Annotated in this window: 24 protein-coding genes; 19 read left to right on the top strand and 5 right to left on the bottom strand. The window is 59.7% G+C overall.

The genetic code is table 11. The features are described from left to right. The first annotated feature begins 152 nt into the window (after positions 1–152). Positions 153–1,049 carry a peptidoglycan DD-metalloendopeptidase family protein gene (locus FGA82_RS02925; RefSeq protein ID WP_141125954.1) on the top strand — a complete coding sequence of 299 codons (897 nt, stop codon included), beginning with the start codon at positions 153–155 and terminating at the stop codon, positions 1,047–1,049. Between the two features lie 127 nt (positions 1,050–1,176). Here FGA82_RS02925 and FGA82_RS02920 read toward each other — a convergent pair whose 3' ends face one another. The 3 genes from FGA82_RS02920 to phoB all read right to left on the bottom strand — a co-directional run bounded on the left by FGA82_RS02920 (position 1,177) and on the right by phoB (position 4,735). Continuing rightward, complete coding sequence (locus FGA82_RS02920; RefSeq protein WP_007920256.1) at positions 1,177–2,517, bottom strand: hemolysin family protein; 1,341 nt, start codon at positions 2,515–2,517, stop codon at positions 1,177–1,179. A 110-nt stretch (positions 2,518–2,627) separates the two neighbouring features. Then, complete coding sequence (gene phoR, locus FGA82_RS02915) at positions 2,628–3,914, bottom strand: phosphate regulon sensor histidine kinase PhoR (protein ID WP_249384214.1); 1,287 nt, start codon at positions 3,912–3,914, stop codon at positions 2,628–2,630. Positions 3,915–4,045: 131 nt separating this feature from the next. Beyond that, the gene (phoB, locus tag FGA82_RS02910) at positions 4,046–4,735 is read right to left on the bottom strand and encodes a phosphate regulon transcriptional regulator PhoB (protein ID WP_007896474.1); all 690 of its coding nucleotides are present in this window, start codon (positions 4,733–4,735) and stop codon (positions 4,046–4,048) included. 151 nt (positions 4,736–4,886) lie between these two features. On the opposite strand from phoB, the gene FGA82_RS02905 reads away from it, so the two are divergent. Next, positions 4,887–5,270 carry a COG4315 family predicted lipoprotein gene (locus FGA82_RS02905; RefSeq protein WP_008078761.1) on the top strand — a complete coding sequence of 128 codons (384 nt, stop codon included), beginning with the start codon at positions 4,887–4,889 and terminating at the stop codon, positions 5,268–5,270. 109 nt (positions 5,271–5,379) lie between these two features. Here FGA82_RS02905 and ubiA read toward each other — a convergent pair whose 3' ends face one another. Together ubiA and FGA82_RS02890 are read right to left on the bottom strand one after the other, a co-directional pair. Then, complete coding sequence (gene ubiA, locus FGA82_RS02895) at positions 5,380–6,270, bottom strand: 4-hydroxybenzoate octaprenyltransferase (RefSeq protein ID WP_141125952.1); 891 nt, start codon at positions 6,268–6,270, stop codon at positions 5,380–5,382. After that, on the bottom strand, positions 6,270–6,830 hold the full coding sequence (locus FGA82_RS02890) for a chorismate--pyruvate lyase family protein (protein ID WP_141125951.1): 561 nt from the start codon (positions 6,828–6,830) through the stop codon (positions 6,270–6,272). The genes ubiA and FGA82_RS02890 overlap by 1 nt, the downstream gene beginning before the upstream one ends. Before the next feature lie 201 nt (positions 6,831–7,031). On the opposite strand from FGA82_RS02890, the gene FGA82_RS02885 reads away from it, so the two are divergent. From FGA82_RS02885 to tssJ, 17 genes are all read left to right on the top strand, one after another. Beyond that, entirely contained in the window at positions 7,032–7,199 is a 168-nt protein-coding gene (locus tag FGA82_RS02885) for a rubredoxin (protein ID WP_034152097.1), read from the top strand. A gap of 20 nt (positions 7,200–7,219) precedes the next feature. Further along, positions 7,220–8,368 (top strand): NAD(P)/FAD-dependent oxidoreductase, encoded by a 1,149-nt coding sequence (locus tag FGA82_RS02880; RefSeq protein ID WP_141125950.1) that lies wholly within the window; start codon positions 7,220–7,222, stop codon positions 8,366–8,368. 190 nt (positions 8,369–8,558) lie between these two features. After that, a complete protein-coding gene (locus tag FGA82_RS02875) occupies positions 8,559–8,834 on the top strand; it encodes an HU family DNA-binding protein (protein ID WP_003213368.1) in 276 nt (91 codons plus the stop codon). 639 nt (positions 8,835–9,473) lie between these two features. Next, positions 9,474–11,036 (top strand): type VI secretion system protein TssA, encoded by a 1,563-nt coding sequence (gene tssA / locus FGA82_RS02870; protein ID WP_064116465.1) that lies wholly within the window; start codon positions 9,474–9,476, stop codon positions 11,034–11,036. 32 nt (positions 11,037–11,068) lie between these two features. Beyond that, entirely contained in the window at positions 11,069–11,572 is a 504-nt protein-coding gene (tssB, locus tag FGA82_RS02865) for a type VI secretion system contractile sheath small subunit (RefSeq protein WP_003229587.1), read from the top strand. A gap of 25 nt (positions 11,573–11,597) precedes the next feature. Continuing rightward, complete coding sequence (gene tssC / locus FGA82_RS02860; protein WP_007920272.1) at positions 11,598–13,073, top strand: type VI secretion system contractile sheath large subunit; 1,476 nt, start codon at positions 11,598–11,600, stop codon at positions 13,071–13,073. A gap of 9 nt (positions 13,074–13,082) precedes the next feature. Then, entirely contained in the window at positions 13,083–13,490 is a 408-nt protein-coding gene (gene tssE, locus FGA82_RS02855; protein WP_007920274.1) for a type VI secretion system baseplate subunit TssE, read from the top strand. Positions 13,491–13,501: 11 nt separating this feature from the next. Continuing rightward, positions 13,502–14,026: a PAAR domain-containing protein gene (locus FGA82_RS02850; RefSeq protein WP_141125949.1), complete on the top strand. Its 525-nt coding sequence runs from the start codon at positions 13,502–13,504 to the stop codon at positions 14,024–14,026. Positions 14,027–14,036: 10 nt separating this feature from the next. Then, entirely contained in the window at positions 14,037–15,020 is a 984-nt protein-coding gene (locus FGA82_RS02845; protein WP_141125948.1) for a DUF6402 family protein, read from the top strand. Beyond that, positions 15,017–15,400, top strand: coding sequence for a hypothetical protein (locus FGA82_RS02840; RefSeq protein ID WP_141125947.1), 384 nt, complete (start codon positions 15,017–15,019; stop codon positions 15,398–15,400). The genes FGA82_RS02845 and FGA82_RS02840 overlap by 4 nt, the downstream gene beginning before the upstream one ends. A gap of 244 nt (positions 15,401–15,644) precedes the next feature. Next, positions 15,645–17,432, top strand: a complete 1,788-nt coding sequence (gene tssF / locus FGA82_RS02835; RefSeq protein ID WP_007920286.1) for a type VI secretion system baseplate subunit TssF — start codon at positions 15,645–15,647, stop codon at positions 17,430–17,432. Beyond that, entirely contained in the window at positions 17,396–18,403 is a 1,008-nt protein-coding gene (gene tssG, locus FGA82_RS02830; protein ID WP_141125946.1) for a type VI secretion system baseplate subunit TssG, read from the top strand. Before tssF ends, tssG begins: the two co-directional genes overlap by 37 nt. 11 nt (positions 18,404–18,414) lie before the next feature. Then, positions 18,415–21,072, top strand: coding sequence for a type VI secretion system ATPase TssH (gene tssH, locus FGA82_RS02825; RefSeq protein ID WP_141125945.1), 2,658 nt, complete (start codon positions 18,415–18,417; stop codon positions 21,070–21,072). 10 nt (positions 21,073–21,082) lie between these two features. Then, a complete protein-coding gene (locus FGA82_RS02820; RefSeq protein ID WP_122596747.1) occupies positions 21,083–22,603 on the top strand; it encodes a sigma-54 interaction domain-containing protein in 1,521 nt (506 codons plus the stop codon). A gap of 93 nt (positions 22,604–22,696) precedes the next feature. Next, a complete protein-coding gene (locus FGA82_RS02815; protein WP_034152084.1) occupies positions 22,697–22,837 on the top strand; it encodes a hypothetical protein in 141 nt (46 codons plus the stop codon). Between the two features lie 18 nt (positions 22,838–22,855). After that, the gene (gene tagH / locus FGA82_RS02810) at positions 22,856–24,052 is read left to right on the top strand and encodes a type VI secretion system-associated FHA domain protein TagH (protein WP_064116459.1); all 1,197 of its coding nucleotides are present in this window, start codon (positions 22,856–22,858) and stop codon (positions 24,050–24,052) included. A gap of 5 nt (positions 24,053–24,057) precedes the next feature. After that, a complete protein-coding gene (tssJ, locus tag FGA82_RS02805; protein ID WP_007920299.1) occupies positions 24,058–24,558 on the top strand; it encodes a type VI secretion system lipoprotein TssJ in 501 nt (166 codons plus the stop codon). The last annotated feature ends 2 nt before the right edge of the window (positions 24,559–24,560 follow it).

The following is a 24,560-nucleotide window of genomic DNA, read 5'->3' as shown; positions in this document are numbered from 1 at the left end:
CCTACATTGGAATGCATTTTCCATGTAGGAGCTGCCGAAGGCTGCGATCTTTTGCTTTGTGCGCTGGGCATATTGAAACATCTGTCGACTAGCCTGGTCTGCTTCACCTGCTAGGCTCATTTCCAGGCCTTCCTTTCGACAGACTCTTGCCCATGCTCGCGCGCCTGCTGTTTTTCTGTGGTCTCTTCATGGCCTCCACCTCGGCTGTGGCCATGACCATTTACAAATCCACCGATGCCAACGGCGTGGTCTCCTACAGCGACCGGCCGAGCAAAGGCGCGCAGGTGTTCGTCTTTCAGGACCGCATGGTCGAGCGCCTCGAGCGGCAAGTCTATCTCGACATCAAAAAACAGAAAGGCACTGACGTGGTGTTCGTGCGCAACGATCTGTATGCGCCGGTTGAGGTAGCGCTGGCCTTTACCGGGTTGAGCAATGTGCGAGGGGCGCCGGCCAAAGCGATCCGCCGGGTGCTGCCGGCGCGCAGCAATACGCGTCTGGCGCTGCTGACGGCGATTACCGGCGGTAAGCCGTTGGTGTATACGCCGCAGTTCCAGTACTCCCTGGGCGACCCCTCAGGCGCCGCGCAAAGTTACCGCTATCCGCTGCCATGGCGTGGCGGGCCGTTTCGTCTGAGTCAGGGCGCCAACGGCCAGTACAGCCACTACGGTCCGAAGAACAAGTATGCGATGGACATCGCCATGCCGGTCGGTACGCCGATCATTGCCGCGCGGGCCGGGGTGGTGGTGAAGACCGAGAACTCCCAGAGCGGGCGCGGTAATGATGCTTCCGGCAATTTTGTGCGGGTGCTGCACGACGACGGCACGATGGGTGTGTACCTGCACCTCAAGCAAGGTTCGGTGAGCGTGCGCGAGGGGCAAAGGGTGACGGTGGGCAGTCCGCTGGCACTGTCGGGCAATACCGGCAACAGCAGCGGCCCGCACCTGCACTTTGTGGTGCAGCGCAATACCGGAGACGGGTTGGTGTCGATTCCGTATCAGTTCGTCCAGCCGCTGGGGGCGTTGCCCAACTTTGCGCTGGGCAAGCAATAAAGCAAAAGATCGTCCGATCGTGGCCCGAACCTGCGGCAGCTCCTACATGGAAATGCGATCCCTGTAGGAGCTGCCGCAGGTTCGGGCTGCGATCTTTTAACGGGTCATGCGGTCGCCCGCACAGCAATCAATCCAGCATCAACACCTTCGCCAGCACAATCTTCGGCCCTTTCATCTTCTTGATGATGATCCGCAAGCCTTCGACTTCCAGCACTTCTTCCTCTTCCGGCACCCGTTTCAGGGTTTCGTAAACCAGCCCGGCGAGGGTTTCCGCTTCGATGTGATCAAGGTCGATGCCCAGCAGACGTTCTACCTTGAACAGCGGCGTGTCGCCACGCACCAGCAACTTGCCCGGCTGATAGGCGAGGATCCCGCGCTCAGCTTTGCGGTGTTCGTCCTGAATGTCGCCAACCAGCACTTCCAGCACGTCTTCCATGGTCAGATAGCCGATGATGTTGCCATCAGCTTCCTCGACCACGGCGAAGTGCGAGCCGCCCTTGCGGAACTGCTCCAGCAACTGCGACAGCGGCATGTGCCGTGACACGCGCTCCAGCGGGCGGGTCAGTTCAGCCAGGTTGAACGACTCGGGAATGTGGTCCAGTGCCGCCAGTTCCAGCAGCAGATCCTTGATGTGCAGCAGGCCGACGAACTCCTGACGCTCGCTGTCGTACACCGGATAACGGCTGAACTTGTGGCGACGGAACATCGCGAGGATTTCTTTCAGCGGCGCGTTGAATTCGAGGGTGATCAAGTCTTCGCGGGAGTTGGCCCAGTCGACCACCTCCAGCTCGCCCATTTCCACAGCCGACGCCAGAACACGCATGCCCTGATCGCTCGGGTCCTGGCCACGGCTGGAGTGCAGAATCAGTTTCAGTTCTTCACGGCTGTAATGGTGTTCGTGGTGCGGGCCGGGTTCGCCCTGGCCGGCGATACGCAGGATCGCGTTGGCGCTGGCGTTGAGCAGGTAGATCGCCGGATACATCGCCCAGTAGAACAGGTACAGCGGCACCGCCGTCCACAGCGACAGCAGCTCGGGTTTGCGGATCGCCCACGATTTCGGGGCCAGTTCGCCGACCACGATGTGCAGGTACGAAATGATGAAGAACGCGGTGAAGAACGACACACCTTTGACGATCTCCGGCGACTGCACGCCGACCGCGCTGAGCAGCGGTTCGAGAATGTGCGCAAAGGCCGGCTCACCCACCCAGCCGAGGCCGAGGGAGGCGAGGGTGATACCGAGCTGACACGCCGACAGGTACGCATCGAGCTGACTGTGTACGGTGCGCAGGATGTGCCCGCGCCAGCCGTTCTGATCAGCGATGGCCTCGACCCGGGTCGAGCGCAGTTTGACCATGGCGAATTCCGCCGCAACGAAAAAGCCGTTGAGCAAAACCAGGATCAGAGCAAAAAGGATCATGCCGAAATCGGCGAATATTGTTGCGAGGGACAAGCCAGGGGAAGGGTCCATGATGGAGTTTTGCGGGTTCCGTGTGATTCAAGAGAGGTAAAAGTCGCGCCTGAAAGGCAGGCACAAGTCAGCCAATGTAGCGGCTGACCTGGCGATTGCCTAGTGCGACATTACTCAGCGGTGCTGATCGCCCGTGCGCTGGCCACTTGCGCCGGGGCGAAATGGCAGGTGAACGTGCTGCCGTGGCCGGGCACGCTGCTGATCTCCATGCGTGCGCGGTGGCGCAGCAGCACGTGTTTGACGATGGCCAGGCCGAGCCCGGTGCCGCCGGTGTTGGAGTTGCGGCTGGAGTCGACGCGGTAGAAGCGTTCGGTCAGGCGCGGCAGGTGTTTGCTGTCGATGCCGATCCCGGAATCCTGCACGCTGAGGTGCGCGCCCTGATCGTCGCCCCACCAGCGAATGCGGATGTTGCCCTCGGCCGGGGTGTACTTCACCGCGTTGAACACCAGGTTGGAAAACGCGCTGCGCAATTCCGCCTCGCTGCCCTTGAGCAACAGGCCGGCGTCGGCTTCGAGGCTGATGCGCTGATTCTTCGAACCGGACAACTGCTGCGCATCACCCTTGATCGATTGCAGCAGGGCGTCGACCTGCACCGGCTGGTTGTCCGACGGGTAATCGGTGGCTTCGAGTTTCGCCAGCAACAACAAATCGTTGAGCAGCGTCTGCATGCGCCCGCCCTGTTGTTGCATCTGCTGCAGGGCGCGGCTCCAGCGTGGGTTCACTTCCTCGACGTTGTCGAGCAGGGTTTCCAGATAGCCGCAGATAACGGTCAGCGGTGTGCGCAACTCGTGGGAGACGTTGGCGATAAAGTCTTTGCGCATCTGTTCCAGCTGATGGATGCGCGTGACGTCGCGCACCAGCATCAAATGTTCATTGTTACCGTAGCGGGTCAGGTACAGCTGAATGCGTACGCGATCATTGGTTGGCGAAGGGATTTCCAGTGGCTCGGCGTAGCTGTCCTGCTCGAAGTATTCCTTGAAGCGCGGATGCCGTACCAGGTTGGTCACTGGTTGGCCGCTGTCTTGCGGGGTCTTGAGGCCGAGCAGGGTTTCGGCGGCGCGGTTCCACCATTCCAGGTTGCCGTCGCTGTCGAGCATGATCACCGCGTCTTTCAGCGCAGCAGTGGATTCCTGCACTCGGTCGATCACCGCTTGCAGGCGCCCGCGCACCCGTTGATCACGGCGTTGCAGGTGGTAGATGCTGTCGAACACTTCACCCCACAGGCCGTAGCCGTCGGGCGGTGCTTCGTCGGGTTGGTGCTGGCGCAGCCATTCGTGCAGCCGCAGCAATTGCTTGAGCGTCCAGCCCAGATAAATCCCCAGGCCCGCCGCGAGGCTCCAGCCGTAATAGCCGGTGATCAGGCCGATCACCAGGCAAGCGGTGACCAGCAACAGCATGTGGCGAATCAGGGTGCCATGCCAGTTTTGATTCACGGGGGCGTCCTTAGCCGCAGCTTCAAGTTTCAAGCTACAAGTCAGAGCGGCTCGCTGATACTTGCCGCTTGTAGCTAGAAGCTTGCAGCTGTTTTTTATGCTTTGGTGGAAAACCGGTAGCCGGTGCCGCGCACGGTTTGTACCAGATTTTCGTAGGCGTCGCCGAGGGCCTTGCGCAGGCGGCGGATGTGCACGTCGACGGTGCGTTCTTCAACGTAGACGTTGCCACCCCAGACCTGATCCAGCAACTGGCCACGGGTGTAGGCGCGCTCCTGGTGGGTCATGAAGAATTGCAGCAGTCGGTATTCGGTCGGGCCCATTTCAGCGGGTTTGCCGTCGATGGTCACGCGGTGGCTGATCGGGTCGAGCAGCAGGCCACCGACTTCGATCGGCGCTTCGCCGTCGGTCGGGCCGGCGCGACGCAGCACGGCTTTGAGGCGGGCGACCAGTTCGCGCGGGGAAAACGGTTTGGTGATGTAGTCGTCGGCGCCGACTTCAAGACCCTGGATCTTGTTGTCCTCTTCGCCCTTGGCGGTGAGCATGATGATCGGGATGTCCCCGGTCAGCTCGTCACGCTTCAGACGACGGGCCAGTTCTATACCCGAGGTGCCCGGCAACATCCAGTCGAGCAGGATCAGGTCCGGCTTGCGGTCGACGATGATGGCGTGGGCCTGCTGCGAGTTCTCTGCCTCGAGGCAGTCATAGCCGGCCATTTCCAACGCAACGGCGATCATTTCGCGAATGGGCGCTTCGTCGTCGACGATCAGAATGCTCCTGCCAACCATGCCTTAATCCTCTTGTCATTTAACTGTCTTGCGCCGCATTAGATAACGGAATTATTGCAGTCGTGTGACAGTATTTTAGTCCGGCGGCGATTGTGCAAATCCTGAACTAAGCTCTAAGTCCGAATCCTGACAACCACAAAAGAAGGTTTCCATGACTCAAATGACTGTTTCTTTCAAAGCACTGCTGATGGCTGCCGCCCTGACTCTGCCCGGATTTGCCATGGCTGCAGATCCTGCGATGGAGAAGGACGGCATGTACACCGATCACAAGGGCATGACCCTGTACACCTTCGCCAAGGACTCGGGCGGCAAGTCGATGTGCAACGACAAGTGCGCAACCAACTGGCCGCCGTTGATGGCGACGGCGGGTGACAAGTCGATGGGTGACTGGACTGTCATCAAACGCGACGACGGCAAGATGCAGTGGGCCTACCAAGGCATGCCGCTGTACACCTTCGTGATGGACAAGAAGGCCGGTGACATGACCGGTGACGGCAAAATGGACGGCGCCTGGAAAGTCGCCAAAGCCAAGTAAACGCGGTCCCCTGTAGGAGTGAGCCTGCTCGCGATAGCGGTGTGTCAGTCAGCATTTTCGTTTCTGACACACCGCTATCGCGAGCAGGCTCACTCCTACAGGTATGTGTTTAACGCAACGCGTAATCCAGCACGATCCCGACGAAAATCGCCAACCCGGCCCAGTGGTTGTGTAAAAACGCCTTGAAGCAGCGCATGCGGTCACGACCACGGGTGTACCAGAACTCCCACGCATAACACCCGGCAGCCACCAGCAGGCCGAGATGGAACCACACGCCCAGCTCAAATTTCGACCCGGCCAGCAACAGGCAGCCCAGCGACAACGCCTGCAAGCTCAGGATGATCACCCGATCCGCCTCGCCAAACAGAATCGCCGTCGACTTCACGCCGATCTTCAAATCGTCATCGCGGTCGGTCATCGCGTAATAGGTGTCGTATCCCACCGTCCACAGCAGATTGGCGATCCACAGCAGCCACGCCGCCGCCGGCAGTTCGCCGGTCTCGGCGGTGAACGCCATCGGCATGCCCCACGAAAACGCCGCGCCCAGCACCACTTGCGGGTAATAGGTGTAGCGCTTCATGAATGGATAAGTGAAGGCCAGCGCCAGACCACCCAGCGACAACCAAATGGTCGGCGCGTTGGTGCACAGCACCAGCAGAAAACTCACGCCCATCAACAGCGCAAAGAACACCAGCGCTTCTTTCGAACTGATTCTGCCGGCCGCCAATGGCCGTTGCGCGGTGCGTTTGACGTGGCCGTCGACCTTGCGATCGGCCCAGTCGTTGATCACGCAGCCGCCGGCGCGGGTCAGCACCACGCCGAGGACGAAAATCACCACGTTGGCCAGCGACGGCGAACCTTTACCGGCGATCCACAGTGCCCACAGCGTCGGCCACAGCAGCAGGTAAATACCGATCGGCTTGTCCATCCGGGTCAGCTGAATGAAATCCCAGGCGCGCGGGTTCAAGCGGTTCAGCGACTTGAGCAGGCTCTGATACATCAGCAGTTCTCCGGATGGGCGCGGGCGGCGCTCCACAGGCTCGGCAGGAAGATTTCCGCGACCAGGACGCTCAGCGCGCCACGGTCGAAACGCGAACGACGGCCCCACAGCTGCGGCGCTTTCGCTGCTTGTGGCAGCCATTGTTCAGGGTAGTGGCAAACTTCGATGGCGCGGCGCTGGAAGGCCTGATCGCAAAACAGCAATCCGCCCAGCGAGCGGCTGCCCAGCTCATCCATGTGCAAACCGTCGCCCTGCAAGGCGGCGCGCGAAGCGACGCTGCGGGCAAACACCCAAGCCTCGCCATGACCGCGCAAATACACCTCGCGCACCCAGCCTTCGCTGCCCTCGGCCAGATCCAGCGCGGCGCATTCGTCAGCGCGCAAGGTGTCCCAGCCTTCAAACAGTGGCGTGACGCTGAAGCCGTCATTGGATAGCCGGGTCAGGCGGCGGGTGAGGGAGCCTTCGTCGAACAGCCAGTCGAGGGTCAACGAATCGGGGAGGGGCGTCAGTCGGCTTTGGGTCAGCCAGAGCGGGGTCGGGCAGGCATTTGAATGTTGCACAATGAGTCATTATTGGCCGCAAATGAGGCGGCGAGCTTACCATGGCGAGCTGCGATGTTGATTGATCCGGGTCGCCATTGCGCTGAACAGGCTTGCATCTGCCCGGCACCATCAGTACAAAACGCCCTGAGCCGGATGGCAGTGCAACACCCATCGACCGTCCGCGCCGGCACCCAGCCTGAACCCTGAGGAAGTACCTGAATGAAAAAGTGGCAATGTGTGGTCTGCGGCCTGATCTACAACGAAGCCGACGGCTGGCCGGATGACGGCATTGCGCCGGGCACCCTGTGGCAAGACGTACCAGAAGACTGGCTGTGCCCCGATTGCGGCGTCGGCAAGCTGGACTTCGAAATGATCGAAATCAACTAAATACAAACAAGGAGTAAGGCATGAGCGCACCTGTCGTCATCATTGGCACTGGCCTCGCGGGCTACAACCTGGCCCGCGAGTTTCGCAAGCTCGACAGCGAAACCCCGTTGCTGTTGATCACGGCTGATGACGGCCGCTCTTACTCCAAACCGATGCTCTCCACCGGTTTCGGCAAGAACAAGGACGCCGATGGCCTGAGCATGGCCGAACCGGGCGCCATGGCCGAGCAGTTGAGGGCCGAGGTGCGTACTCACACGCGTATCAGCGGCATCGACGCCGGCCACAAACGCCTGTGGATCGGCGAAGAAGCGGTTTATTACCGCGATCTGATCCTCGCCTGGGGCGCAGAAACCGTGCGCGTACCGATCGAAGGTGATGGCAGTGATCGGGTATTCCCGATCAATGATCTCGAAGACTATGCGCGTTTCCGTGCCGCTGCGGCAGGCAAGCGCCGGGTGCTGCTGCTCGGTGCCGGCCTGATTGGCTGCGAATTCGCCAATGACCTGATCCTCGGCGGCTACGAAGTGCAATTGGTGGCGCCGTGCGAACAAGTCATGCCGATGCTGCTGCACCCGGCCGCTGCGGCAGCGGTGCAGGCCGGGCTGGAAAGCCTGGGTGCGAAATTCCACCTCGGTCCGGTGCTGACCCGATTGCAGAAAGTCGCCGACGGCCTCGAAGCGCATCTGTCCGACGGCCAGGTCATTCCTTGCGACGTGGTGGTGTCGGCCATCGGCCTGCGCCCACGCATCGATCTGGCGGCGGCTGCCGGCGTGCAGGTCAATCGCGGTGTGGTGGTGGATCGCCATCTGAAAACCTCCCACGCCAACATCTACGCATTGGGCGATTGTGCCGAAGTCGATGGGCTGAATCTGCTGTACGTGATGCCCCTCATGAGCTGTGCGCGAGCGCTGGCACAAACCCTCGCCGGCAACCCGACCGCCGTGAGCTACGGCCCGATGCCGATCACCGTGAAAACCCCGGTGTGCCCATTGGTGGTTTCGCCGCCGCCACGGGGCAGCGAAGGCGTCTGGACGGTTGAAGGGCAGGGCGCCGACATCAAGGCCCTGTGCCACAGCGCCGAAGGCCAATTGCTCGGCTACGCGCTGACCGGCGCAGCGGTCATGGAAAAACTCGCCCTGAACAAACAGCTTCCGGCCCTGCTGGCGTAAATACCGGTCGTTCTGTCGGAATCACCCCGCTTTTGCCCCTACAAAGGTCACGGGGAGACTGGCGCCGCCGGTATCCGCGTGCCATTCTCACTCCCGTCTGCCGCAGAGTAGAGCCTGCGGCGCCTTGGGCGCTGTTCCAACGAGAACAGCACGGACATAACAACAAAAAACCGTCAAAGGGGCTTCACTAATGCGTAAACCAGAACTCGCCGCTGCAATCGCTGAAAAAGCAGATCTGACCAAAGAACAGGCCAACCGCGTACTCAACGCCGTTCTCGAAGAAATCACCGGCGCTCTGCACCGCAAGGACAGCGTGACGCTGGTCGGCTTCGGCACCTTCCTGCAACGTCATCGCGGCGCCCGCACCGGCAAAAACCCGCAGACCGGCGAACCGGTCAAAATCAAGGCCAGCAACACCGTTGCGTTCAAGCCAGGCAAATCGTTGAAAGACAGCGTTAATCCATAATTGCGGCGAACTCCTCGAATAACGAGGAGAACCGCAGAAAAAATGGGCACACCGATTGCGGTCGGGTGCCCATTTTTTATGCCTGCCGATTTATTCTGGCGTGCAGACTTAATAAAGGCCGAGTAACTGATTGCATTTGTTGGCTATCGATCAGCCCCACAGTTAAATCAATACTCTATATATAACGCCATCATATTGATGGCACTTTCTGCGTTGTTGGTTGTCTCGCTGTGATTTGTTGAAACAACACCGAAGTCTTTCGGAATCATCCTACATCCGTTTTTTTCAAAACCCGCCATGCTCCACGCCATTCTCGCCAGCTCCGGTATCCGGCGATCGACGGCAGTTGGAACGATCGCTCTAAATCAAGCTTTCCCAGTGTTTTGTAAGGGGATGCGAATATAAACAGGGCATCGGGGATTCCCTGACTGAATATAGGGAAACCTCCTACAACAAACAAAGAACACTTCGTCTTGTTGTTTAATCAGATGCTTGCTAGTGGCCATCATAGTGATTACGATGCGCCCACTTGAAAGAGCACATCTCAATTGGATGAGTCGCTGCACCGCTCTTCGATACTGTCCCGCGCCGCGGTTACTCCAATAGGCGCCTGACTGTAATCCTTAATAAAGGCCATGGATGTCCTACTCAAGCAAACTTTCCGCCCATTACCTCGAACTCGCAAAAGTCTCTGTTTCCAAAGAGAATTTCGCGGGCGAAGACGTTCGTTTTTCGAGCGAATTCGAGGCGCTGGAAAGTGAGCTGGCCAAAGCTTCGTCGATGCACGAAAGCGGGCAGATCGACTGGCTGAAAATCCGCGAAAACAGCGAAAATCTGCTGCGTACCCAATCCAAGGATTTACGTGTCGGCGCCTGGCTGACCTGGTCGCTGTACCAGCGCGAATCCTTCCCCGGGCTGCTGGCCGGCCTCGGTTTGCTGCACCATCTGTCGGAAAACAACTGGGCCGACGTTCACCCGCTCAAAGCCCGCACCCGTGCCGCCGCCATCGGCTGGCTGGTGCCGCGTCTCGAGCAGGTCATCACCGAAAACATTGCGATCAAAGAGCAGTTGCCGATGTTCCGGCAGCTCTCCGAGCACCTGTCCGGTCTTGAGGCCGCCTGCGCCGAGCATCTGGGCGATGACTCGCCGCTGCTGCTGCCGATCTCCCGTCGCCTGAAAACCATGATCCAGCGCGCCGCCGACAACCAGCCAGCCCCCGGCGTGGTTGGTGCGGCGGTGGCGCAGGTCAAGCAGGCCGCGAGCCAGTTGCTCACCCCCGGCGCGCCGATCGACAACGAACGTGATGCGCACAAAGCCTTGCGCGCCCAGCAGGAAAGCGCCCGTCCGCTTTGCGCCTGGTGGCTCAAGCAGAAAGCCACTGACCTGCGTGCGCTGCGCCTGAACCGCACGCTGCTGTGGATGACCATCGACGCAGTGCCCGAGCGTAACGCCGAGCAGATCACCGTGTTGCGCGGCCTGCCCCTGGAAAAGCTCAAGCTCTACCAGGACCGCTTCGATCAGGGCAAATACGCCGACCTGCTGGTGGAACTGGAGGCGAGCCTGGCGAAGGCGCCGTTCTGGTTCGATGGCCAGAGGATGGTCTGGGAATGTCTCCAGAACCTCAACGCCGAGTTGGCAATGCGCGAAGTGGAAATCCACTTCGCGCTTTTGGTTCAACGGCTGCCCGGCATTGTCGAGTTGCGCTTCCATGACGGCGCGCCGTTTGCCGATCCGTCCACCCGGGCGTGGATCGCCGCCAACGTCATGCCGCACCTGCAAAGCGCCAGTGCGCCGCGCAAGGTCGAAAGCGAAAACGTCGAAACCCAGCCGGCTTGGGAAAAGGCCCTCGAAGAAGTCCTGCCGCTGCTGCGCAAGGAAGGCCTGAAGCCCGCCGTGCAGACGCTCAAGCAAGGTTTGCAGTCGGCCCATGGCGGGCGCGAACGCTTCTTCTGGCAGTTCGCCCTCGCGCGCCTGTGCTTCATGGCCAAGAAATACGAGCTGGCCAAGAACCAGCTGGAAACCCTCGATCAGACATTACAGGACTCAGGCCTGCACGCCTGGGAGCCCGATCTTGCATTGGAAGTGCTGCATCTACTGCATAGCTGCTGCGAGTTGTTGCCGCAGAACCATGCCGTACGTGAACGCAAGGAAGAGATTTATCGCAGGCTGTGCCACCTCGACCTCGAAGTGGTACTCGAATAGGCCCCAGGGCCACAACCGCAAGGAGAAAAGCCATGGCCAAAGAAGGCTCGGTAGCCCCCAAGGAACGCATCAACGTCACCTTCAAACCCGCCACCGGCGGTGCTCAGGAAGAGATTGAACTGCCGCTGAAGCTGCTGGCAATCGGTGACTACACCCACCGCAAGGACGATCGCAAAATCGAAGATCGCAAGCCGATCAGCATCGACAAGATGACCTTCGACGAAGTGTTGGCCAAGCAAGAACTGGGTCTGACGCTGAGCGTGCCGAACCGTCTGCAGGAAGATGGCGAGGCCGACGAGCTGGCTGTGCAACTGCGCGTCAATTCGATGAAGGACTTCAACCCGGCCAGCCTGGTCGAGCAAGTGCCTGAGCTGAAAAAACTGATGGAACTGCGCGATGCGCTGGTGGCCCTCAAAGGCCCGCTGGGTAACGCACCTGCGTTCCGTAAAGCGATCGAAGGCGTGCTCGCCGACGACGAATCCCGCGGTCGCGTACTCGGTGAGCTGGGCCTGAACGCCGCAGCCCCGGACGCCTGAGACTCCAGCCAAGGAAGCCAACACAATGAGCACTAGCGCAGCACAAGAGAAGAGCGCCGGCAACGGCGAGTACAGCATTCTCGACAGCATCATCGCCGAAACCCGTCTGACTCCGGACGACGAAGCCTACGACATCGCCAAGCGCGGTGTGTCGGCGTTCATCGAAGAACTGCTCAAGCCGCAGAACAACGGTGAGCCGGTCAAGAAGGCCATGGTTGACCGCATGATCGCCGAGATCGATGCCAAGCTCAGCCGTCAGATGGACGAAATCCTGCACCACCCGGATTTCCAGGCTCTGGAATCGTCGTGGCGTGGTCTGCAGTTGCTGGTCGACCGCACCAACTTCCGCGAAAACATCAAGATCGAAATCCTCAACGTCTCGAAAGAAGACCTGCTGGACGATTTCGAAGATTCGCCGGAAGTCATGCAGTCGGGCCTGTACAAGCACATCTACACCGCTGAATACGGCCAGTTCGGTGGTCAGCCTGTGGGCGCGATCATCGCTAACTACTACATGTCGCCAAGCTCGCCAGACGTCAAGCTGATGCAGTACGTGGCCAGCGTTTCGTGCATGTCCCACGCGCCGTTCATCGCTGCTGCCGGCCCGAAATTCTTTGGTCTGGAAAGCTTCACCGGCCTGCCGGATCTGAAAGATCTGAAAGACCACTTCGAAGGCCCGCAATTCGCCAAATGGCAGAGCTTCCGTACTTCGGAAGACTCCCGTTATGTTGGCCTGACCGTGCCGCGTTTCCTGCTGCGTAACCCGTACGACCCGGAAGAAAACCCGGTCAAATCGTTCGTGTACAAGGAAACCGTTGCCAACAGCCACGAGCACTACCTGTGGGGCAACACTGCTTACGCGTTCGGCACCAAGCTGACCGACAGCTTCGCCAAATTCCGCTGGTGCCCGAACATCATCGGCCCGCAGAGCGGTGGCGCAGTTGAAGACCTGCCGTTGCACCATTTCGAAAGCATGGGCGAAATCGAAACCAAGATTCCTACTGAAGTTCTGGTTTCCGACCGTCGTGAATACGAACTGGCCGAGGAAGGCTTCATCTCCCTGACCATGCGTAAAGGCTCCGACAACGCGGCGTTCTTCTCCGCCAGCTCGGTGCAGAAGCCGAAGTTCTTCGGCATCAGCGCAGAAGGCAAGGCCGCAGAGCTGAACTACAAGCTCGGCACCCAACTGCCGTACATGATGATCGTCAACCGCCTGGCTCACTACTTGAAAGTGCTGCAGCGCGAGCAACTCGGTTCGTGGAAAGAGCGTACCGACCTCGAGCTGGAACTGAACAAGTGGATCCGTCAGTACGTTGCCGACCAGGAAAACCCGAGCGCCGAAGTCCGTGGCCGTCGTCCGCTGCGCGCTGCGCAAGTGATCGTCAGCGACGTTGAAGGCGAGCCGGGCTGGTACCGCGTGAGCTTGAACGTGCGTCCGCACTTCAAGTACATGGGTGCCGATTTCACCCTGTCGCTGGTTGGCAAGCTGGACAAAGAGTAAGAGCGACTCATGGACGGATACGGCAGCCTGTTCGAACGCCTCAACGGCGACGCGCAACTACGCAAGGGCAACAGCCTTGAGGCTTGTGCCATGGCGTCAGTGGCTGCCCATCTGGCCAAAATGCTCAGCACCCGGGCCGGCAGCGTGCAAACGCTGGCCGACTACGGGTTGCCCGATCTCAATGACATGCGTCTGAGCCTGCACGACTCCCTGAGTCAGGCCCGTCTGGCCATCGAAAACTTCATCGAAGCCTACGAGCCGCGCCTGAGCAACGTGCGTGTCATTTCCCTGCCGCGTGACCACGATCAACTGCGCCTGGCCTTCAGCATTGAAGGCTTGCTGGAAGTTGAAGGGTTCAAGCGTCAGGTCAGTTTTTCCGCGCGCCTGGATGGCAGCGGTCAAGTGAAGGTCACCTAAGGAGATCCCCGATGTCTGGCAAACCAGCAGCACGCGTATCCGACCCCACCGCTTGCCCACTTCCAGGCCACGGTACCAGCCCGATCGCCGCCGGTTCCGGCGACGTGTTCTTCGACGGCCTCGCGGCCGCCCGTGAAGGCGATGCCTCCGCGTGTGGTGGTGCGATGGTTGGTGGTTTGGCCACGACGGTGAAAATCAACGGCAAGTCTGCTGTCACCGTCGATTCTGAAGGTACGCATGGGAATAAGGTTACGGCTGGGTCTTCGACGGTGATTATCGGCAATTCGCATTCGCCGGCGCCGTTTGTGCCGCCGTTGCCGGTGGCGCTCAGTTGGCCATTCACCCAGCACTTCGTCGCGCGCAATCCAAGAACTGGAGCCCCGGTTGCTAATCGTGCATACACCCTGCGAACGGCTTCCGGGAAAGAGTTCAAAGGCGTCACTGATGCTCAAGGTAAAACAGCATCGATCGGCTCCGACTTGGCTGAAAGCGTCACGCTTACCTTCGAACCACAGTCTTCGCTTGTGATTGCATAAGGTTTATCACATGAACGCACCGGCACCGGCAACCACCCAACTGACACCTTCTTCTGACAAGGCGCCAGTAGAGGTGGCTGTAGATGAGTTTAAGATCACAGATATCCCTGATGTGATGAGGAAGATGGGTTGGACGGAGGCTGCCCGTTTGATGCAGCGCTGGTTTGATGGCGAACCTTTCGAAATGACTTTTGATGAAAAAGAAGGGAAGCTGGACGTCTCGAAAATCACTCAGGAGAAGCTTTTTGACGATCTGGATTTTGATTGGTTAACCGCGTCTTCACCGCAAACGGGCGAGGAAATAAAAGAGCTGCTCGAAAAGGCGGCTTATGCCAGTCAATACAACGAACTTGTTGGTCGCGTAAGAAAGTTCGATCAGCTGGCACCTGGCCTATTGCAATTCATGAAACGTCTGAGAACTCTAGGAATTCTTGATCAGGAAAAAAAGGATCTAAAAAAAGGTGAATATGATTTCAGTTCTATGAGTGCGCGAGAACTGGAAGTAGCAACGCAGTATAATTTCAGGTCGATCGCAACTGATCCGAGCGATAGAATCACCAATCCACTGGATGACGTCTATGGTGCTTTGGGTGGATTTCTCGTTAAGTTTGCGGTTACGAAATTCACTGTTACTTCAAAATCGAAGCGAGTACCGGCTACTTTGCATATTGAAGAAATTGGCTGTTACATACGTGATACTTATGATTTTTTGAATGACAGCGGGAAGGATCAGCCTCTTGGGTATTGGAGCAGCGAAAGTGGCATCAAAGGACTCACTGCGTTTGGTCGAGAAACCTTTGAAGCAGACAGCCAGCTTTACCACAAGGTAACAAACGATAGTTTCAATCAGTACCGTACCTTGCATGGCAGGGGTGGCGATTTATTCGTTTATTCCACGGTCAAGAAATTGCCCACCTCTATTTCCTTGCGTTTCATGGAAGCCGATTTTGGTGAGTTTTTAGCGCGTGCGAAGCCGCCAAAGGTAACGCCATGACCAGTTTTACCAAGACGCGCGGCCGTTTGCTGTTGATGGGTATTGCATTGATTCTGATGTTGCTGATTGTACTGAAAGTGCACAGCTCCATGATTGCAAAGCCATTGAAAACTTATGTAAGTGAATCGGGTAAGTGTTACATATCCAGATATGCACCTGATTACGACGTGTTAGGCCTCGCAGGCGGTATTTTTGAGTTGTTCAGTAGCAAGTATTTCTATCGTGTCTATTCCTCGGATGGAAAGCTTTTGAAAACTTCGGAATGGTATCTGTGGATGCGAGAAGGTAACTCAGGTGTTGCGCCAGAGTTTGAAGGTGAGATGATTTTATATCCAGGCTCTGAGGGCTGGGAAAGTTGGATAATTCCAGAATGTCGTTGACCATCTGCACACCTTGGTGCCGGACAACCCGTTACAAGTGCTCTGATACACCGTGGCGCAGGACGGGGTGGCGTTACTGGCGATTATTGTTACGCAGGTCGTTGAGTTGCGTTGGGAAAGACGCTCCTTGATTGGGCAAGCGACAGCACTGAACGCTGATCAAGGAACCGTCGCGTGACTGGCCAAGTCTGCGCGATCTACAGAGTATTTTTTTTGATGCGTTCCACTACCAGGCAGGTAACCCGTGTCCTTTAACCACTACTACCAAAGCGAACTCACCGCACTGCGCCAACTCGGTCGCCGTTTCGCCGAGCGTAGTCCGGCGCTGGCGCCGTATCTGGGGCAGGCCGGGCGGGATCCGGATGTGGAGCGGTTGCTCGAAGGCTTTGCGTTTCTGACCGGACGCTTGCGCCAGAAGCTCGATGACGAGCTGCCGGAACTCAGCCATTCGCTGATGCAGTTGCTGTGGCCGAACTACATGCGCCCGCTGCCGGCGTTCAGCATTTTGCAGTTCGATCCGCTCAAGCGTTCCGGGCCGGCGTTGCGCGTCGAGCGTGATACACCGATTGAAAGCAAGCCGATTGAAGACGTGCGTTGCCGCTTCCGCACCTGCTACCCGACCGACGTGTTGCCGCTGGATCTGGCTGCGCTGAACTATTCGGTGAAGGGCGACGGCTCGCTGCTCAGCCTGCGTCTGGAAATGAGCGCTGACGGTCACCTCGGTGAGCTGGAACTGAGCAAGCTGCGTCTGCACTTTGCCGGTGAACGCTACATCAGCCAGATGCTTTATCTGAGTCTGTTGCGCAACCTCGAAGGCATCGAACTGATCCCGCTCGACGGTGCCGGCAAACCGATCGATGGCGTCAGCGGCAAGCCGATGGCGTTCAAGATTCCCGGTGATCGGGTCAAACCGGTGGGCTTTGCCGAAGAAGAAGCGTTGATCCCGTATCCGCTGAACACCTTCCGTGGTTATCGCTACCTGCAGGAATACTTCGCCTTCCAGGACAAGTTCCTGTTCGTCGACGTTAACGGTCTGGACATCATCAACGCGCTGCCGGAAGACACGCTCAAGCAGATGCGTGGCCTGGAATTGCGCTTCGATATTCGCAAGAGCGGCATCATGCGCATGCGGCCGACCCTGGATAACGTCAAGCTGTTCTGCACGCCGATTGCCAACCTGTTCGCCCACGACGCACTGCCGATCCGCCTCGACGGCAAGCAGGACGAATACCTGTTGCTGCCAGCGGAATACGATCTGGAAAACTGCGGCGTGTTCTCGGTGGAAACCGTGACCGGCTGGAAGCCCGGCGGTCTCGGTTATCAAGAATACGTGCCGTTCGAATCCTTCGAGCACGACCCGAGTTTCGACGTGCCCAACAGCCGTCCGCACTACAGCATTCGCCAGCGCTCGTCCTTGCTGCACGACGGCCTCGACACCTACCTGAGCTTCGGCATTCGTCACACCGAAGCCCACGAAACCCTGTCGATCGAGCTGATCTGCACCAACCAGAACCTGCCGCGCAAGCTCAAGCTTGGCGACATCTGCATGGCTTGCGAAGAGACGCCGGAGTTCCTCAGCTTCCGCAACATCACCCCGGCCACTTCCAGCTTCGCGCCACCGCTGAATCGCGACTTCCTGTGGAAGCTGATCAGCAACATGTCGCTTAACTATCTGTCGCTGGCCGACGTCAATGCGTTGAAGGTGATTCTCGAAACCTACGACTTGCCGCGCTACTACGACCAGCACGCGGAGAAGGTCAGCAAACGTCTGCTCGGCGGTCTCAAGCACATCAAGCATCACCATGTTGACCGCTTGCACCGTGGGTTGCCGGTGCGCGGTTTGCGCACCGAACTGACCATCGACCCGGAAGGGTATATCGGCGAGGGCGACCTGTTCGTTTTCGCTTCGGTTCTTAACGAGTTTTTCGCGCTTTACGCCAGTCTCAATTCATTCCATGAGCTGCGCGTAAAAAGCACACAGGGAGAGGTGTACCAATGGACACCACGTATGGGCCTGCAGCCCCTGCTTTAAGCGGGCTGACCAAGGTAATACGCGAGTACTCGCTGTTTCAGGCCGTGCTGCTGGTGATCGACCGGCTGCGCGAAGCACACCCGCACCTGAGCGAAGACGATCTGTACGACCACGTGGAGTTTCAGGCCAACCCGAGCCTGGGCTTTCCGCGCAGCGACGTCGATCGCGTCGAGTTTTTCGAAGAGCACGGGCAGATGCGCGCGCGCATGCGTTTCAACCTGATCGGCCTGGTCGGCTCGGGTTCGCCGCTGCCGGCGTTCTACGGCGAACAAGCCCTGGGCGACAGCGAGGACGGCAACCCGACACGCAACTTCCTCGACCTGTTCCACCATCGCCTGCAACGGCTGATGCTTCCGATCTGGCGCAAATACCGCTACCGCGCGAGCTTTCAGAGCGGCGCGCTCGACCCGTTTTCGGCGCAGCTGTTCGCCCTGATCGGTCTGGGCGGCGAAGAGATTCGCAAGGCCAAGGAACTCAACTGGAAACGCCTGCTGCCGTACCTCGGCTTGCTCAGCTTGCGGGCGCACTCGGCGGCGCTGATCGAAGCCGTGCTGCGTTACTACTTCAAGCACGAAGACCTGGTCATCGAGCAGTGCATCGAGCGCCGCGTAGAGATTCTCGAAGAGCAGCGCAATCGTTTGGGCCGCGCCAACAGCCTGCTCGGTGAAGACCTAGTGCTCGGCGAACACGTGCGCGACCGCAGCGGCAAATTCCGCATTCACATCACCGAACTCGACTGGCAGCGATTCCATGAATTCCTGCCAATCGGTTTTGGTTACCAGCCGCTCTGCGCGCTGGTGCGGTTCACCTTGCGTGACCCGCTCGATTACGACATCCGCCTGGTTTTGCGCCAGGAAGAAATCCGCGAACTGCGCATCGGTGAGCAGAACGCCTGTCGCCTCGGTTGGACCAGTTGGCTGGGCCGCGAAAAAGCGGACGGCGTGGTGACCCTGGGCAGCAAAATTCATTAAGGACGTGAGCCATGATCAACGTAGACCTGCAACAACTCATCCAGGCGCTGGACGCCGAAACCCGTCGTGATCTGGAGCGTTCGGCCGAGCGTTGCGTGGCCCGTGGCGGCAGCAAGATCCTCGTCGAAGATTTGATGCTCGGCCTGCTCGAGCGTCCAAATGGCTTGTTGTCGCGCGCACTGCAGGATGCAGACGTCGACGCCGGTGAACTCAGCGCCGCACTGCAATCGCGAGTTGAACACAGCGCTTCGCGCAACCCGGTGTTCGCCCCGGAACTGGTGCAATGGCTGCAAGATGCGCTGCTGGTGGCCAACCTCGAACTGGGCCAGACCCAGGTCGAAGACGCGGCGCTGATCCTCGCCCTGCTGCGCAACCCGATGCGCTACGCCGGCAGCCGTTATCAGCCGCTGCTCGCCAAGCTGAACATCGATCGCCTGAAGGAATTTGCCCTGTCGCAGAAAGAGCAACCGGCGGCCAATGGCAAACCGGCCGCCCAAGGCGAATCGCTGCTACAGCGCTTCACCCACAACCTGACCCAGCAGGCCCGCGACGGCAAACTCGACCCGGTGTTGTGCCGCGATGGCGCGATCCGTCAGATGGTCGACATCCTCGCCCGTCGCCGCAAGAACAACCCGATCGTCGTCGGTGAGGCCGGTGTCGGCAAGACCGCCATCGTCGAAGGTCTGGCTTCGCGCATCGCCGCCGGTGAAGTGCCGCAAGTGCTCAAAGGCGTTGAATTGCTGTCGCTGGACATGGGCCTTTTGCAGGCCGGGGCCAGCGTCAAAGGTGAATTCGAACGTCGCCTCAAAGGCGTGATCGACGAAGTCAAAGCCTCGCCGAAACCGATCATTCTGTTCATCGACGAAGCTCACACCCTGATCGGCGCGGGCGGCAATGCCGGCGGTTCCGACGCGGCCAACCTGCTGAAACCGGCGCTGGCCCGTGGCGAATTGCGCACCATCGCCGCCACCACTTGGGCCGAGTACAAGAAATACTTCGAGAAAGACCCGGCGCTGGCCCGTCGTTTCCAACCGGTGCAATTGCACGAACCGACTGTCAGCGAAGCGGTGACCATCCTCCGTGGTCTGGCCCAGGTTTACGAGAAGAGCCACGGCATCTACCTGCGTGATGACGCGGTGGTCTCGGCCGCTGAACTGTCCGCACGTTATCTGGCCGGTCGGCAACTGCCGGACAAAGCCGTCGACGTTCTCGACACCGCGTGCGCCCGCGTGCGCATCAGCCTCGCCGCCGCCCCGGAAAGCCTTGAGCGCCTGCGTGGCGAACTGGCTGAAGGTGGCCGTCAGCGTCAGGCCCTGCGTCGCGATGCCGAGGCTGGTCTGTTGATCGACCACGAAGCACTGGACGCGCTGGAAGCTCGTCTCGACGAAGCCGAAGACGAAATGGTCGCGCTGGAAACCCTGTGGACTGAACAGAAACAACTGGCCGAGCGTCTGTTGGAACTGCGTCAGCAACTGGCCAAGGCTCGCGAAGCCGCCGCCGTCGAGCCGACCGTCAGCGTTGAAGAAGACGCCGAAGGCACCGTGATCGAGACCATCGCCGCCGAGGTCGAAGAAGGCCAAAGCGTCGAAGCGCTGGAAGCCCAGCTCAACGAAACCCACAGTGCACTGACTGCCGCCCAAGTCAAAGAACGTCTGGTCAGCTTCGAAGTGTGCCCGCGTCTCGTTGCCGAAGTGATCAGCGCCTGGACCGGCGTGCCGTTGGCGCAACTGGCCCGCGAGCACAACGCCAAAGTCGCCAGTTTCGCCACCGACCTGCGCACGCGCATTCGCGGTCAGGAACAAGCCGTGCACGCACTGGATCGCTCGATGCGCGCCACCGCTGCCGGCCTGAACAAACCTGACGCACCGGTCGGTGTGTTCCTGCTGGTCGGCCCGAGCGGCGTCGGTAAAACCGAAACCGCACTGGCCCTCGCTGACTTGCTGTACGGCGGTGATCGTTTCATCACCACCATCAACATGTCCGAGTTCCAGGAGAAGCACACCGTCTCCCGCTTGATCGGCGCGCCACCAGGCTACGTTGGTTACGGCGAGGGCGGCATGCTCACCGAAGCCGTACGCCAGAAACCATACTCGGTGGTGTTGCTCGATGAAGTCGAAAAGGCTGACCCGGACGTGCTCAACCTGTTCTACCAAATCTTCGACAAAGGCGTGGCCAACGACGGCGAGGGTCGCGAGATCGACTTCCGCAACACGTTGATCCTGATGACCTCGAACCTCGGCAGCGACCGCATCAGCGACCTTTGCGAAAACGGCGCACGCCCGACGGCCGAAGTGCTCGAAGAAACCATTCGCCCGGTACTCAGCAAACACTTCAAACCGGCGCTGCTGGCGCGGATGAAAGTGGTGCCGTACTACCCGGTCGGCGGCCCGGTATTGCGCGAGCTGATCGAGATCAAACTCGGTCGTCTCGGCGAGCGTCTCAACCGTCGTCAGCTGGATTTCAGCTGGTGCCAGAACCTCGTCGATCACCTGTCCGAGCGTTGCACGCAAAGCGACAGCGGCGCGCGTCTGATCGACCATCTGCTCGATCAACACGTGTTGCCGCTGGTGGCAGACCGTTTGCTCGACGCCATGGCCACCGGCGAAAGCCTCAAGCGTGTGCATGCCACGCTCGACGGCGAAGCCAGCGTGACGTGCGAGTTCGCCTGAGGTGGGTGTGATGTTCACTCAGGTGCCGCAGCCACTGGTCTATGCCGAAGCGTTGCTGGCGCAGTTCGCCAGTCTGTCGCGGGCGGCGGACGGTGCTGCGTTGCTGGGTGACTTCGTGCGTGGGTTGGCCGAGCTGAGCGGCTGCGAATTGACGCAGCTGTATCTGCTCGACGCTACCCACACGTGCTTGGGGATGAACGCCGAATGCCTCGACGGCGCCCTGCAACCGCGTGAAGCGGCGAGCCTGCCGGCGGATTACAACGGTGAGCAACTGCTGCAATTTGCCCTGTGCCAGAACCGCGTGGTGTGCCTCGACGACTTGAGCGGCAGCCTGCACGAAACCAGTTTCCTGCCAGCGGCGACCTCGCCGTGGCAGTCGCTGTTGTGCGTGCCGCTGGTCAATCAGCACAAAGCTGTTGAAGGTTTGCTGCTTTGCGCCAGCCGTCGTCGTACCAACCTGCAAGGCTTCGCCGATTCCCTAGGCCAGCTCGGCTCGTTCGTGCTCGGCCAATTGCATCTGTTGCAACGCTTGCGTCAGCCGTTGGCAGAGTCGGCAACGGTTGCGCGCAGCGTGCCGAGCATCAGTGGCTATGGCCTGATCGGTAAAAGCGCGGCGATGCGCCAGACCCATTCGCTGATCAGCAAAGTCCTGCACAGCCCGTACACCGTGCTGCTGCGTGGCGAAACCGGCACCGGCAAAGAAGTCGTTGCCCGCGCGATTCACGATTGCGGCCCGCGTCGGTCTCAGGCGTTCATCGTGCAGAACTGCGCGGCGGTCCCGGAAAACCTGCTGGAAAGCGAGCTGTTCGGCTATCGCAAAGGCGCCTTCACTGGTGCCGATCGCGACCGCGCCGGCCTGTTCGATGCGGCCAATGGCGGCACGCTGTTGCTCGACGAGATCGGCGACATGCCGCTGTCGTTGCAGGCGAAGATCTTGCGCGTGTTGCAAGAAGGCGAGATTCGTCCGCTGGGTTCCAACGATACGCACAAGATTGATGTGCGCATCATCGCTGCGACCCACCGCGATCTGTCGACGCTGGTCAGCGAAGGCAAATTCCGCGAGGACTTGTATTACCGCCTCGCGCAATTCCCGATCGAGCTGCCGGCACTGCGTCAGCGTGAAGGCGACATCCTCGAACTGGCCCAGCACTTCGCCGAGAAGACTTGCACGTATTTGCAGCGCGATCCGGTGCGTTGGTCGAGTGCTGCGCTGGAGCACCTGTCCGGCTACAACTTCCCCGGCAACGTGCGTGAACTCAAGGCCTTGGTCGAGCGCGCGGTGCTGTTGTGCGAAGGCGGCGAGTTGCTCGCCGAGCATTTCTCCCTGCGCATGGAACCGATGCCGGAAGACAACAGCCACCTGAATCTGCGCGAACGTCTGGAGCAGGTCGAACGCACTTTATTGCTTGATTGCCTGCGCAAAAACGACGGCAACCAGACCCTCGCCGCCCGCGAACTGGGCCTGCCACGGCGCACGCTGCTGTATCGGCTCGGCCGTTTGAACATCAATCTGGGAGATTTCGATGGGTAGGCAAAAGGTCATCGATTTTCCCGCAAAAACCAATTTCAGCGCCGCCCGCAAGGGTCGGCGCTTTGTGCTTTGTCTACACCTGGAGACCCTCTGATGTCTGTTCGTCACTGGCAAGCTGCCCTGCTGACCCTCGTCGTTCTATGCGGCCTTGGCGGCTGTAGCGGTAATTACAAATTCAACGACAACGACTATCGCCCGTTGGGTGATCCGCAAGCGGTCAATCGCGGCAAGTGACCGCAAGGAGCATCAAACATGGAATTGGTTTTCGAAATGCTGAACACCAAGCAGTTCGTGCCCACCGAGTTGTGCCAGAAGACCTTTAAACAGGCCGGCGGCGTGATCGGGCGGGGCGAGGACTGCGACTGGATCATCCCTGACCGCAAGCGTCACCTGTCCAATCACCACGCGATTGTCAGCTACCGCGAGGGCACGTTCTTCCTCACCGACACCAGCAGCAACGGTGTCCAGGACGGCGAGAGCGGCGCGCGTCTGCACAAAGGCGAACCGGTGCGCATCGAGCATGGCAGCACCTACGTGCTGGGTGACTTCGAAATTCGCGCGCGCTTGGTGCGCGACCCGGCGACCTTCGACGGTGAAGTCGGCCGCCCGCGCGCTGCCGGCAGCATCATTCCCGATGACGCGTTCCTCGATCTCGACCCGCTCAATGCCCTCGAACAGCAAGAACGCGTGTACTCGGAAATCGACGAACTGCTGGCACCGAACACCAAGCCTGAAGACTCCCGTCAGCGCGCCGACTACGCGCGCATCGACATGGAAAGCCTGATGGTGCCGGAGCTGATCGCCGCGCCTGCCGAACCAGAGCCTGCTCCGGCGCCGAAAGCCGTTGAGCGTCAAAGCGAAGGTTTCTGGGAGCACTTCGGTGCTGCGCTGGGCGTCGACGTCAAAGGCCTCAGCCACGACGAACGCGAAGCCCTGGCGCTCAATGCTGCGCGTCTGTTGCGGCAGAGCATCGGCGGTCTGCAGCAGAGCCTGCGTACCCGTTCGGAGCTGAAAAACGAACTGCGTTTGGCCCAGACCACCGTGCAAGGCACCAACAAGAACCCGCTGAAATTCGCCGTCGACCCGAGCGAAGCCCTGCAGATTCTGTTGCAGCCAAGCAAGCCCGGCCATCTGCCGGCCGAGCAAGCTATCTCCCGTGCGTTCCGCGATCTGCAGGCGCATCAAGTGGCACTGCTGACCGCCAGCCGCGCCGCCGTGCGCGGCACCCTGGAGCATTTCTCGCCGGAGCAACTGACCCTGCGTTTCGAGCGTGACAACAAGCCGTTGATCGCCACCTCGGGCGGGCGCTGGAGAGCGTTCGGCCGTTATCACCAGGCGCTGCGTCAGGACGATGACTGGAGCGAGCGTCTGCTGGCCCGCGACTTTGCCCAGGCCTACGAAGAACAGATCCGCCTGATCTCCACCCTCCACACCGACCACCAAGGATGATGCGCATGTCTCGCCGCTCGACCGCTTTTTTCAAGACGCTGACTGCGCTCACCGTACTGGTGTTGCTCGCCGGTTGCTCGTCGCTGTCGCCGTACTCGAAAGTGACCAAGATCAACCTGAAGCTGACCGGTAGCGATCAGCTCAACCCGGACCTCAACGGTCGGCCGTCGCCGATCGTCGTGCGCCTGTTCGAACTCAAGCACCCGGTGACCTTCGAGAACGCTGATTTCTTCAGCCTTTACGAACGCGCCAAGGAATCCCTCAACCCGGATCTGGTGGCCAGCGAAGAACTCGAACTGCGCCCGGGTGAAACCGTGGAAATGAAGCTCAAGGTGGAAGAGGGCAGCCTTTATGTCGGCGTTCTCGCCGCTTACCGCGACTTGCCGGACACTCAATGGCGCCACACCGTTCAGATCACTCCGCTGGAAGTCACCGAAGTCGACCTGACTCTGGACCAGACCGGCATCCGCAACACCAATCAAGTGCTCGCCAAGGCGGATGACTGATC

This window comes from Pseudomonas fluorescens (assembly GCF_005938625.1).
In the GTDB taxonomy this organism is placed as follows: Bacteria; Pseudomonadota; Gammaproteobacteria; order Pseudomonadales; family Pseudomonadaceae; genus Aquipseudomonas; species Aquipseudomonas fluorescens_BD.
Note: the sequence above shows the minus strand (reverse complement) of the source record. Positions and strands in the feature narration are given on the sequence as shown.

Bases quoted from the DNA above. Each gene is read 5' to 3' on its own strand.
- FGA82_RS02925 (WP_141125954.1), top strand. From the start codon at position 153: ATGCTCGCGCGCCTGCTGTTTTTCTGTGGTCTCTTCATGGCCTCCACC.
- FGA82_RS02920 (WP_007920256.1), bottom strand. From the start codon at position 2,517: ATGGACCCTTCCCCTGGCTTGTCCCTCGCAACAATATTCGCCGATTTC.
- phoR (WP_249384214.1), bottom strand. From the start codon at position 3,914: ATGCTGTTGCTGGTCACCGCTTGCCTGGTGATCGGCCTGATCACCGGC.
- phoB (WP_007896474.1), bottom strand. From the start codon at position 4,735: ATGGTTGGCAGGAGCATTCTGATCGTCGACGACGAAGCGCCCATTCGC.
- FGA82_RS02905 (WP_008078761.1), top strand. From the start codon at position 4,887: ATGACTCAAATGACTGTTTCTTTCAAAGCACTGCTGATGGCTGCCGCC.
- ubiA (WP_141125952.1), bottom strand. From the start codon at position 6,270: ATGTATCAGAGCCTGCTCAAGTCGCTGAACCGCTTGAACCCGCGCGCC.
- FGA82_RS02885 (WP_034152097.1), top strand. From the start codon at position 7,032: ATGAAAAAGTGGCAATGTGTGGTCTGCGGCCTGATCTACAACGAAGCC.
- FGA82_RS02880 (WP_141125950.1), top strand. From the start codon at position 7,220: ATGAGCGCACCTGTCGTCATCATTGGCACTGGCCTCGCGGGCTACAAC.
- FGA82_RS02875 (WP_003213368.1), top strand. From the start codon at position 8,559: ATGCGTAAACCAGAACTCGCCGCTGCAATCGCTGAAAAAGCAGATCTG.
- tssA (WP_064116465.1), top strand. From the start codon at position 9,474: ATGTCCTACTCAAGCAAACTTTCCGCCCATTACCTCGAACTCGCAAAA.
- tssB (WP_003229587.1), top strand. From the start codon at position 11,069: ATGGCCAAAGAAGGCTCGGTAGCCCCCAAGGAACGCATCAACGTCACC.
- tssC (WP_007920272.1), top strand. From the start codon at position 11,598: ATGAGCACTAGCGCAGCACAAGAGAAGAGCGCCGGCAACGGCGAGTAC.
- tssE (WP_007920274.1), top strand. From the start codon at position 13,083: ATGGACGGATACGGCAGCCTGTTCGAACGCCTCAACGGCGACGCGCAA.
- FGA82_RS02850 (WP_141125949.1), top strand. From the start codon at position 13,502: ATGTCTGGCAAACCAGCAGCACGCGTATCCGACCCCACCGCTTGCCCA.
- FGA82_RS02845 (WP_141125948.1), top strand. From the start codon at position 14,037: ATGAACGCACCGGCACCGGCAACCACCCAACTGACACCTTCTTCTGAC.
- FGA82_RS02840 (WP_141125947.1), top strand. From the start codon at position 15,017: ATGACCAGTTTTACCAAGACGCGCGGCCGTTTGCTGTTGATGGGTATT.
- tssG (WP_141125946.1), top strand. From the start codon at position 17,396: ATGGACACCACGTATGGGCCTGCAGCCCCTGCTTTAAGCGGGCTGACC.
- tssH (WP_141125945.1), top strand. From the start codon at position 18,415: ATGATCAACGTAGACCTGCAACAACTCATCCAGGCGCTGGACGCCGAA.
- FGA82_RS02820 (WP_122596747.1), top strand. From the start codon at position 21,083: ATGTTCACTCAGGTGCCGCAGCCACTGGTCTATGCCGAAGCGTTGCTG.
- FGA82_RS02815 (WP_034152084.1), top strand. From the start codon at position 22,697: ATGTCTGTTCGTCACTGGCAAGCTGCCCTGCTGACCCTCGTCGTTCTA.
- tagH (WP_064116459.1), top strand. From the start codon at position 22,856: ATGGAATTGGTTTTCGAAATGCTGAACACCAAGCAGTTCGTGCCCACC.
- tssJ (WP_007920299.1), top strand. From the start codon at position 24,058: ATGTCTCGCCGCTCGACCGCTTTTTTCAAGACGCTGACTGCGCTCACC.